The sequence below is a fragment of the Dermabacter sp. HMSC06F07 genome, assembly GCF_001807345.1.
GTDB lineage: Bacteria > Actinomycetota > Actinomycetes > Actinomycetales > Dermabacteraceae > Dermabacter > Dermabacter hominis.
In genome coordinates, this window is the sequence record NZ_KV788567.1 from 1 (window position 1) to 10,324 (window position 10,324).

The 10,324-nt window shown below is 61.0% G+C and carries 12 protein-coding genes; 3 read left to right on the plus strand and 9 right to left on the minus strand.

Annotated elements, in window-relative coordinates; genetic code table 11:
• Positions 1-72 precede the first annotated feature (72 nt).
• The 9 genes from HMPREF3157_RS00460 to HMPREF3157_RS00500 all read right to left on the minus strand — a co-directional run bounded on the left by HMPREF3157_RS00460 (position 73) and on the right by HMPREF3157_RS00500 (position 7,411).
• The gene (locus HMPREF3157_RS00460) at positions 73-1,101 is read right to left on the minus strand and encodes a sugar-binding transcriptional regulator (protein WP_070435211.1); all 1,029 of its coding nucleotides are present in this window, start codon (positions 1,099-1,101) and stop codon (positions 73-75) included.
• 89 nt (positions 1,102-1,190) lie between these two features.
• Positions 1,191-2,492, minus strand: a complete 1,302-nt coding sequence (locus HMPREF3157_RS00465; RefSeq protein WP_070435212.1) for an NAD(P)H-dependent oxidoreductase — start codon at positions 2,490-2,492, stop codon at positions 1,191-1,193.
• 37 nt (positions 2,493-2,529) lie between these two features.
• A complete protein-coding gene (locus HMPREF3157_RS00470; RefSeq protein ID WP_141740565.1) occupies positions 2,530-3,099 on the minus strand; it encodes a transcriptional regulator GutM in 570 nt (189 codons plus the stop codon).
• Positions 3,100-3,101: 2 nt separating this feature from the next.
• The gene (locus tag HMPREF3157_RS00475; RefSeq protein WP_070435214.1) at positions 3,102-3,476 is read right to left on the minus strand and encodes a PTS glucitol/sorbitol transporter subunit IIA; all 375 of its coding nucleotides are present in this window, start codon (positions 3,474-3,476) and stop codon (positions 3,102-3,104) included.
• Between the two features lie 40 nt (positions 3,477-3,516).
• Complete coding sequence (locus HMPREF3157_RS00480; protein ID WP_070435215.1) at positions 3,517-4,527, minus strand: PTS glucitol/sorbitol transporter subunit IIB; 1,011 nt, start codon at positions 4,525-4,527, stop codon at positions 3,517-3,519.
• Positions 4,524-5,129, minus strand: coding sequence for a PTS glucitol/sorbitol transporter subunit IIC (locus tag HMPREF3157_RS00485; RefSeq protein WP_210386250.1), 606 nt, complete (start codon positions 5,127-5,129; stop codon positions 4,524-4,526). The genes HMPREF3157_RS00480 and HMPREF3157_RS00485 overlap by 4 nt, the downstream gene beginning before the upstream one ends.
• Positions 5,130-5,264: 135 nt before the next feature.
• Positions 5,265-5,795 (minus strand): YjbQ family protein, encoded by a 531-nt coding sequence (locus HMPREF3157_RS00490; RefSeq protein ID WP_070435216.1) that lies wholly within the window; start codon positions 5,793-5,795, stop codon positions 5,265-5,267.
• Between the two features lie 30 nt (positions 5,796-5,825).
• Positions 5,826-6,683, minus strand: coding sequence for a class II fructose-bisphosphate aldolase (locus tag HMPREF3157_RS00495; RefSeq protein WP_070435217.1), 858 nt, complete (start codon positions 6,681-6,683; stop codon positions 5,826-5,828).
• 29 nt (positions 6,684-6,712) lie between these two features.
• Positions 6,713-7,411: a triose-phosphate isomerase gene (locus tag HMPREF3157_RS00500; RefSeq protein ID WP_101686582.1), complete on the minus strand. Its 699-nt coding sequence runs from the start codon at positions 7,409-7,411 to the stop codon at positions 6,713-6,715.
• Positions 7,412-7,623: 212 nt separating this feature from the next.
• On the opposite strand from HMPREF3157_RS00500, the gene HMPREF3157_RS00505 reads away from it, so the two are divergent.
• The 3 genes from HMPREF3157_RS00505 to HMPREF3157_RS00515 all read left to right on the plus strand — a co-directional run bounded on the left by HMPREF3157_RS00505 (position 7,624) and on the right by HMPREF3157_RS00515 (position 9,849).
• Positions 7,624-7,899, plus strand: a complete 276-nt coding sequence (locus HMPREF3157_RS00505) for a PTS sugar transporter subunit IIB (protein WP_070435218.1) — start codon at positions 7,624-7,626, stop codon at positions 7,897-7,899.
• A gap of 91 nt (positions 7,900-7,990) precedes the next feature.
• A complete protein-coding gene (locus tag HMPREF3157_RS00510) occupies positions 7,991-9,385 on the plus strand; it encodes a PTS galactitol transporter subunit IIC (protein ID WP_070435219.1) in 1,395 nt (464 codons plus the stop codon).
• A complete protein-coding gene (locus HMPREF3157_RS00515; protein ID WP_070435220.1) occupies positions 9,382-9,849 on the plus strand; it encodes a PTS sugar transporter subunit IIA in 468 nt (155 codons plus the stop codon). Before HMPREF3157_RS00510 ends, HMPREF3157_RS00515 begins: the two co-directional genes overlap by 4 nt.
• Positions 9,850-10,324 lie beyond the last annotated feature (475 nt).

Below are 10,324 nucleotides of genomic sequence, written 5' to 3' on the forward strand. Positions count from 1 at the left end.
CGAAGGTGACGATGACGGGCGCTTCAACGTTTACGCGGGCTCGGAGAGGATCGACCTGGCAGCGAGCAAGAGCTAACGGGCGGCGCGCGGGTGCGGCGCCCCGCACGCGGAGCACACGCAGCGCTCACCGGAGTCTGCTCTCCCAGGCCCGACACCCGTCGCACGGACGAGTGAACGCGCAATCTCCTCGTCGATACACAGCTCCGCGAGAGCGCCCGTGTGAATCGCGCCCGTGAGACCCGGAAGGCGATCGTTACCCGCGGCGATGCCAATCACACGCGGAAGATTCTGGAGATTCTCAATCGTCAATCCAATCACCCGATTCGTCGTAGGGCTTCCGAGCGGCTTGCCGTCCGGGTCGAAATAATGACCGCACATGTCGCCCGCCGGATTCTGGGCGAGGTATCGCGCGAGCTGCTCGTCGTTGAGCTTCATCGCGTCGATCACCAAGCGTGACGTATGTACCCCATGTGTGCCAATGCCGACGAACGCGAGGTCGGTCGCGCGCGCGTTCTCGAGGGCGGTGCGTACGCTTGACTCACTCATGAGCGCGTTCCATGTGCGGCTCGATTCGACAACCGCCGGTGCATCAAAGCGTTCCGATCTGCAGCCGAGTCGTTCGGCGAGGGCGACGATCATGTTGTTGCCGCTCGGTGCCGTATCCGCGGTGGGCATCCCTCCCACGAGTGGAGTGAGCACGTGTTCCGCGCCGAGCGACCGCGTCGGGATTGCCTGGATCATACGTTGGATCGTGAGGCCCCAGCCGAATCCGATACGTCCGGCATGCGGCGCGAGTTCTATGAATCGCTGGGCCGCGAGGCGGGAGGTCGCCTCATACGGATCTGATCCAGATGCGGCGACGAACACGCGCTCAATGTCGTAGAGCTCCGTGATTTGTCGCTCAAGCTCCTCGTTCCGTTCGACGTCGTCCCCGACGATCCTTACCTGGATGATTCCCTCTTCCTTCGCTGCTGTGAGGATACGCGAGACGGTCGATTTCGAAAGCCCCATCGATTCGCCGATCGTGGATTGATCGAGGCCGTCGACGTAGTAGAGGCGGGCGACATCGATGAGGGTGCGTCGGTCGCGTTTGAGTGCCATGCGGGACTTTCGGGATCGGAGGAGGGAAAAAGAGCGGCGGGTTGACGCCAAGTGTAGCCGTCAACCCGCCTGAGTAAGAGAGTAGGGAATCAGATTACGCCTCGCGCCACGAGCGAGTCCTGGAGCCGGCGCATGGCCACGAGCGGGCGCGACTCGTCGAGCTCAAGGTTGTCGTATGTGATGTATTCGCCGGCCTTGATGGCTTCCTTGAGCACCGAGCGCTGTAGCAGACCGATTGGAACGTAACCCTTTTCGCGTGCTTCCTCGGCCGGGACAGCCCAGCCGTAGAAATGATTACCGCCGAGCCCCTCGAGCTCGAGGTTGCCCTCGAGATCAAACTTTGCGCGGCCCACGACCTCGGTCGTGACGGTGGTCGACTGGAAGTCCGCCTTGCGGTTGATCACGGCTTCCGCGATCGAGAGCGGAGCTTCGATCGAGGCGATATGCCACGGGCGGAGGAGTAGATAGTAAGGGCCCTTGCCGAGTTTGAGGTAGTCGAGCTCGTGAGTCACGACGTCGCTAGTGGACTTCACGATCGCAAACACGCCGGGGGCAACGTCGCCGGTAGTGTATTCAACGACCGGGCCCTTGTCGGCATTGAGGATACCGCCGTCGGCCTTCGGGATGAGGGTTGTGGCAAGGTCCTTGATGTTGCACTCGACGCCGTGCATGCCGGCTTGCTCGACCGGGAAGCCGGTGGCGTTCGACAAAGCTGCCATCTCGAGTTGGGTTTTAGTACCGTCGGTAAACTCGGTGAGCATTCTTGGGTTCATATGCTTGCGCGCAGCCTCCTCCTCGTTGTCCGCGGGGATCGAAGTCGGCTTGTTCGGGTTGTTTTTCCCCTTGCCGGCGGCGACGACCTCGAGACCGAGATCTTGCGCGTACTCGACGAGCTTGAGCGCCTCGACAGGCTCGTCGCCGCGGCAAATTGTGTAAACGGCGTTGCCCGCATTTGCCATAGATGACAGGAGCGGACCGACCGTGATATCGGCCTCGACCGTCATAAGCGCAACATCCTTGCTATGGGTGATGCACGTGTAAGCGATTTGCGCGGCGATCTCTGGGACGCCTGAAACCTCGACGACGATATCGACGGGGAGCTCAGGCATTTTGAGACCGTCCTTGATGATGACCGCCGAGCCGTTCTCGACCTCCTTCTTCGCGGTCTCGATATCGTCGACGGCGACGACGATGTCGGTCGCCCCCGCCGCTTTGAGTGCTGCTTCGGCCTTATCGACGACGATATCGGCGACCGCGGCGACGGTCATACCGGAGGTTTGAAAGATCTGCGCGATCATGCCGGAGCCCATTTGGCCTGCGCCCACGACTCCGACGCGAATCGGGCGGCCCTCACGAGCCTCGCGTGCAAGAAGATCCTTTGTGTATCCCACGGTTGTGTCCTTTCTAGCGGGATGAATTTGGTGAGTATCAGGGAGTTCCAACGTGTGCGGAACGTTCAGGCCGAGGCGTGCGCGGTGCGAGTGGGGAGGTGGTGGGATCAACGGCATCAGCAGCCAGGTTCTCCCCTCGCCCTTTGTGGTTGCTCCGTGTCGCTGCACGGGCGCGGCGTGCTCGGTCAGCACGCTTTTTCTCTGAACGCTTGCGTTCCGCGAGAGCAGCTGTGGGGTTGGCTGGAACTTGCGCAAGCGCGGCGGCAACGGCTTTCTTCAGGTGCTTCCCATTCGCCCGCTCCTGCGCCCCAGCGGTGGGGCCGAGGAGAGTGGGAAAGGCTCGGAAGCGGGCAAACACGGTGGATCCAACCATGGCGCTTGCGCGTGTGATACAGCCCTCGGATCGGTCAACGACGAAGATCACGATGGCCCCACGGCTAACACCGCGGCCCCGGCCGGTGACGAGGACGTCGTGAGGTCCGGTCGAGGCCTGTGCTGCCGCGTTGATCTCTCGCGTGTACCGACGCTGCTGCAAAAGCGTGAGGATCGCAGAGACGACGAACGCGAGGAAGAGCAGAACCGGGAATAGCCACTCGACGCCGCGCATCACTAGGCTTCCATGACGCGGATCTTGGCGCCGACCTGCGGCGTCGTGAATTCGTCGGGTCCTGAGACGAGAACGGCGCCCGGTAGCACCGATTGGTCGGGTTGGTTGACGTATAGGACGATGTGGCCAAGCTCGGCAAGATTCTTGTTAGCGATTTCGCCCAGCGCCGTCACTGTGTATTTGTGACCGTCGATGTCGACCACGTCGCCCACGACCAGGTCGCGGGTCAACGTCGAGCCTCCGGTGTGCACAAGTGCAACCTCTGCGAGGGAGGGGGGAACGGGCTCTCCGAAGAGGATGATGACGCCCTCGGAGAACATCATTTCCGCATCGGCACCGATCTGGCTGATATTGGCACTCCACAATTCGTTGGACATGTCGTAGGACTCCTAGTGGTGAGAGATGGATCAGGCTTCGTTACATAAAGAACGAGAAGCCAAAGGCGATGATGACCGCGATGGGTGAGGTCACGAGGCGTGTGAAGAGCACCGCGGGGACTCCGACCGAAATCGTTTCTGGCTTCGCCTCTCCGAGAGAGAGACCTACGGGGACGAAGTCGGCGCCGACCTGGCCGTTGATCGCGAACAAGGTGGGCAGGGCGTACTGAACGGGCAGTGCACCGATTCCGATCTGTGTGCCCATGAGAACACCCACGACCTGTGCGATCGCGCCGCCAGGGCCGAGGATCGGAGACAGGAACGGAAGAGCGACAATGATCGATAGGAGGATCAGCCCGAACGGGTTCGAGGCGAGTGGGGTGACAAGGTTCGCGAGCCAGTCCGAGACGCCTGAGTAGTTCACGAAACCGATCAGAAGCCCGACGTACGCCATGAAAGGGATAACGGTTTTGAGCATAATGTCGAGCGCCTGACGCCCCGAACTCAATAGCGTGTTGATGACGTAGCCGATGAAGTTGCCGAAGCCCACGACGATGCCTGTGAAGCCGGAAGGCTTGTACTGGGCAGCGGCCCGCTCCTTGGCCGCAGTCTTAGTGTCCGCGACGTTCTTCTCTGGTTCTGCAGTGGCGGGCTCGGCGGTCTCGGCGGTGACAGCCACTTCGTCGGCAAGCGAGACCTGCTTTGGGCCTACGTCGGACACGAAGATATCGGGCGTAATGAACTGGGCGAGCGGGCCCGCAGGCGAACCAGGGTAGACATCCACCGTCGGGATGCGCTTCTTGGGATATACGCCGATGCGGGCGGTGCCGCCACAGTTGATGACGGCCGCGAGAACGTCGTCATCGGGGATGTGATTGATGAACCCGTCGACGACCTCGGCCCCCGAGAGCTCGGCCATGCGTTGGGCGACGGGGTGAATACCGCCGCCGGTGACGGAAATGATCGTCTTCTTGGCGTCGGTCGGCGTGAGGGTGAGACCATCGCCCCAGCCACTGCTGCCCTTCGTGATGCGAATCGATGAGAAGGTCATGCCACGCCTCCCTGGATGTGTCCGGCTGCGTAGTCAGCGTCGTATTGCTTAAAGGACGCTTCGTGTCCGCCGCGCTTGATCAGAAGGTTGGTCATCCACTGAGTAGCGAAACCGCGGATGCAAATCACGATAATGCCGGTGATGAAGTAGAGGATCGCGAGCGTTGCGTACTTCTCGGGGGCAACTTTGAGAACGCCTGCCGAGACACCCGTCCACACGAATATCTCGCCTGCGTTGGCGTGGGGAAAAAGTGCGGTCACCGGGTGCACGAACGATACTGCTGAGTCGTAGAACGCAGGCTTGTAGCGTTCGGGAAGGAAGCGGCCGAACGTGTAAGCCATCGGGTTGGTGAGCAGCAGGACGGCGAGGATCGGCATGAGCGTGTAACGGGTGATCGCGTACTTGCCGGCCCACTGGACGGCTCGCGTCACTCGTTCTTCACCGATCCATGTTGTGACCGCGTACATGAAGGTCAACATGACCATGAGGAGCGGAAGCACCCCGGTCACAAGGTCGACGAACGATTCCGCGGAAGCGTTGAACACGCCGATGAAATGCTCGGCAGCCCACGTTAACGCCTTCATAACTGGGTTGTTGTTCATAAGAACTCCTAGCTGTGGGGTCCGCTTCGCTGCGGAACCAACGGGAGGAGGGCCCGCTTGCAGGCGGGGCCTTAGGGGAGGAGGGTGATCGCGGCCGTGCAGGCGATGAGGACGTGCGGGCCGCGATCGGTGGGGTCAGTCCCCGGTCACAACGATGTGACACTTGCGAGCTCGTTCACGAGCTCGATCGAAGTCGACGAAAAAGATGTAGCCGGTCTCGCCGAAAGCGGCCTTCCCGTCGAGTACGGCGACGGTCTCGGAAGCGCCGATGATGTTCGCCTTGAGGTGCGCGTCGGCGTTGAGGAGTTGGCTGCGGTCACCTCCGGGGAGGAAGGCCGCCGCCGAGGGCCAGCTTTCGACCGCCTGGTAGTGGGCCTCGCCCGGGTAGTTGTATCCGCCATGGGGAGGGAAGCTTGTCTGGGCGGGGAACATTCGGCTAAGAGCCGCGTCGAGATCGACCTGGAGGTAATCGGTACCATCCTCGACCGTGTCGTGTGCGAATTCGTCGAAGTACACGGCACACGTCGTGTGGGGCGAAATAATGGTGGCCACGCCGTTAGTAATTCCGGAGGCGGCGATGGTTTCGTGGACCTGAGCCGTGACGTCGATGAAGCTCGCGGTCCCGCCGTGGCTGCGCAGCTCGAGAGTTGTTGTGTAGGTGGTCATGGGGGCCTTCTTTCCAAGGTTTCTCGCCGGTCAGAACGCGTCAACGCGTGCCGAGATGGTGTCGACGAAGTGGCGGACGTCGGTTTCGACGGCATCGCGCGCCGCCTTCGCGAGGTTTGTGAACAGGAAGATCTTGTCGTCGTTGACGAGTGGTGTAGCCGCCTCGTATGCCGCGCGTGCAGCATAGGTGTAGTAATTGATTTTGCGCACGCCTCGCGCGATCGATGCTTGGTATTCGTCTTCGCTCAGACCGCTGCCACCGTGCATGACGAGCGGTACTCCGGCCGCTTCGCGCAACTCGCTGATGAGCGGCAGGTTGAGATGGGGCTTTTGTCGGTAGAGCCCGTGAACGGTACCGAACGACGCGGCGAGGCAGTCGACGCCCGTCCGCTCAACGAAGTCGCGGGCCTGTTCGGGTTGGGTGTAGAGAGTTGCGTCTGCGACGCCCTGGGAAGGGTCACCGTTCTCGTTGCCGGTCATGACGCCGAGCTCGCCCTCGACTGCGATCCCGCGCTCGTGAGCCATAGCGACGACCTCGCGGGTGATGCGAACGTTTTCCTCATACTCGCGCAGCGAGCCGTCGATCATGCACGAATTAAAGCCGATCTCGAGGCCCTTAGCGATGTAGTCGATGTCTTCGCCGTGGTCTATATGAACGACGAAAGGGGCGCTCGAGCGTTTTGCGAGCTCGACGATGGCGGGTCCGATCTCCTCGATTGGGGAGTATGGCTCGTGGACTTGGGCGTGCTGCAGGATGATTGGCTGCCCGGTCTGTTCGCCAACCTTGATGGTGGCGGCGAGAGCTTCGAAGAAAGGGGTGTTGACGGCGGCAAGCCCTACATTATCTTTTTCGGCACGGGCGAGAGCATCGGTAAGTGAGATAAGCATGATGGCTTCTTTCCGGTGGGGATATGGGGTTACTTCTCGTCGCGGTGGTCTCGTATTGCGGTGTACATCTCGGTGAGGATCTCCCGCCAGTCGGGATGCTTGATGATGCCGCTGGTACCGCCCGACCCGTCGGCCCCTTGCTTGAGTACGCGGGTAACGTCGGCTCCGCGACTTACGCCCGCGGCTTGAATGACGAGAATGCTCGGGTCGACGGACTTAACGACTGCGGTCGTACGTTCGACATAGTCACCCTCATCCATTTGTCCGGTACCGATCGCTGCGGTCGGCTCGCAGATCATCGCATCGGGCCCGAGGTGGGCGATCGCGTAGCACTGAGCGTCCGAATCCGCGCAAACGATGGTCTTTAGGCCGGCCTCGCGTGCGCGCTCGATAGTGGCGTCGAGCTGAGCGATCGTGAGGGGGTGTTCGGCGTGGTTAAGGACCACGGCGCGGGCACCGGCGGCCACGAGCGATTCGGGCAGGATATGTCCCATGCCGCGGCCAGGGGCGATCGGGTCCATGTGCTGTGCGGTGATGATGAGGTTCGTTGTGTGCTCGGTGATGAGCCGTAGGTCGGCGTGTTGGGCAGTGTAGATCGTGGGGATTTCGAATCGCCCGGCGAGTTCGTCGACGAGGACCGCTAACTTCAGAGCTTCGTCGCCGTAGAGGTACGCCTTGGGGTTGACAATCAGTAGGGGGCCGGTCAGCGTCATTGCGTTCTGTGCCATTTCATCCTCGGTGATAAATGCCAATTGCAACAAATTGCAGAAAGAGGGGCGATAAGTTGCGCCATTGCCTACACCCTGGCACACTGATTCTCGTGACGCAAGTGTTGTCCACTAGAAGTTCCGTCGAACTTTTTACTGACCCTAGGTCTTGAGAAGGGTCGCGAGGGCGTGTGTACACTTGCCCCCAACGCCTCACTCGAAGGAGAGTTTCAATGAAGAAAGTATTGGTTGTGTGCGGTACGGGCGTCGCTACGTCAACCGTCGTGGTTTCGAAGGTGCGTGACTTCCTCGAAGCGGAGGGCATTGATGCCCAGATCCAGCAAGGCAAGGTCATGGACCTCGTCGGCTCCGGAGTTGACGCCGATCTGATCGTCTCGACAACCGACGTCCCCGGCTCCGTCACGATCCCCGTCGTTCGCGCTCTCAGCCTCATTACCGGAATGGGGCAAGAGGGCACACTTCGCGTAATTGCGGACGCGCTCTCTTAAATCGCCCCGCACCTCGGCTGCACTCACCTCGCAAGGGTAAGCGCGGATCGTCCCTTTTCCCCGGGTTCTCGTCGCGTAAGGAATTCCCGTCATGGCAGACTTTTTCATCGGCCTCTCCGGCTACCTCAACGACCTCGGAGCGAGCGTTGTACTGCCCATTCTCATAACTATTTTTGGTCTGATTCTCGGCCTTCCTTTTAAGAAAGCATTCAAGGCCGGCGTCACGATCGGCATTGGCTTCATCGGTATCAATCTTGTGATCGGCCTTATGGGTCAGCAGGTGAGCCCCGCGGCCCAGGCCATGGCCGAACGATTTGGAGTGGGACTCGACGTCGTTGATGTCGGCTGGCCCTCCTCCGCTGCGATCGCGTTCGGCTCTACCATAGGTGCTGCGATCATTCCGCTCGCGCTTGCCCTGAACATGATTCTTCTGTTCACCGGTCTCACTCGCACGTTCAATATCGACCTGTGGAACTTCTGGCACAGTGCGATGATCGGCGCGCTCGTGGGCGTGATTACCCACAGCTTCTGGTGGGGACTTGTTGCTGCGGCGTGCCACATGGCTGTCATGCTTGCGATCGCGGACCTCACGGCCCCCATCGTCCAAAAGTATTTCGGGCTCCCTGATATCTCGTTCCCCCACGGAACTTCGGCTCCTTATGGTCTCCTCGCGATCCCACTCAATGCACTTTTTGATCGCATTCCGGGCTTCAACAAGCTGGATGCCACTCCGCAGGCGATTCAAAAGCGTTTCGGAATCTTCGGAGAAACCCTCGTGATGGGCCTCATTCTCGGTCTGCTCATCGGTCTTCTAGGCTTCGGATTTGCGCATCCGGCGGAAGATTCCAAAAAGATCTTGACGCTCGCGATCTCTCTAGCCGCCGTTATGTTTCTCCTCCCACGTATGGTTTCAGTTCTTATGGAAGGTCTCATGCCGATCTCGGAGGCCGCGCGCGACTTTGTGCAGAAGCGTTTCCCGGGTCGAACGTTCTACATCGGTCTTGACTCCGCCGTCGCGGTCGGTCAGCCATCCGTGATCGCGACGTCACTTCTGCTCGTACCGATCACGCTGTTCCTCGCCGTCGGACTTGCCCCGCTCGGTAACCGCGTCCTCCCGCTCGTGGACCTCGCAACTATCCCATTCATTGTCGCGATCATGGTGGCGATTTTCCGCGGAAACATCGTCCGTTCGACCATTGGCGGTGCCGTTCTCATCGGTCTCGGTCTTTTCGTGTCGACCTGGATTGCTCCTGTTTTTACTGAGGTTGCGGTCGCCTCTGGCTTCTCGCTCGGTAAGGGGCAGCACACTATCTCGTCGCTCGTGGATGGCTCGAACCCCCTCACCGCGTTCTACTTTGCCGCAGCGAAGGCTGGCGTGCCCGGTATGATCGTCGCCCTCGTCCTCTCCTTCGGCTCCCTGTTTGCAGTGCGCACGGTCATGAACCGGCGTGATCGCGAGCAAACCAAACAGGAGGTGGCACAGTGAGCTTCGGAATTGTCCCCGGCGCGGCGTTTGCGCGTCTTGAAGCGGAGAGTGACCGCGAGGTGCTGACCACAATGGCCCGGCGCCTCCGCGAGCTTGGCGCCGTTGCGGCTACCTTTGAGGAGGCCGTTATCGCGAGGGAGGAACGCTTCCCCACGGGCCTGCCTACGGCGGTCCCCACCGCACTCCCTCATACCGATCCCGAACACGTGCTCATCGAAGGAGTTGCTGTCGCCACCCTCGCGCATCCCGTGCAGTTTCGTGAGATGGGTTCGAGTTCCTCAAGTATTGAGGCTCGCTTCGTCGTGATGATGCTCCTCAAGCAGGCGCACTCGCAGCTTGAGGCGCTTCAAACCCTTGTTGCGCGATTGCAGGATGTTGAGGCCGTCGAGGCGCTCGCCTCTGCCGTGAGCGACGAGGATTTGTTTGCTGCGGCTTCGGACTGGCTTGCGGCTGGCTACGCTTAGAAACTCTCGCCGGAACGAAGGCGAGAGGCGTCCCTAAGCGACACGCGTCCCCTCTGTTTGTGCGCAATAATGGCGTCACCTCGGGGAGGTAGCGTGGAGGCGGGCGAAGACGCTCGCAACGCGATGCTAGCGTCGCCAGGATCCCGGCCCCGTTTTCGGGTCCGGGTCCTTCTCACGTAAACTGGCTGTCTTCCGGGTCTGAGCACAGAGCACTCACTTAGTTGAGTGCTCATTCTTTGCGATGGCAGGGTTTCACCGAGTTCACCGTGCACTCGAGGTGGTCGCGGGGTGCGCGGAGTCCAGGCCGGTCGGGACCGGTCAAGCCCTGAATCGCATGCCCTCGTGAGGTAAAGGTTCTGCCATTGGACTGCTTCGGGGGCGAGGCCCTGGTGGGCTGCATTGGCCAGACGGCCAGGCCGCCTTCTCTAAAACCGGCGGTGTGCACGCCGCGGCTCTCTTGACCCCGGAGGGGGAG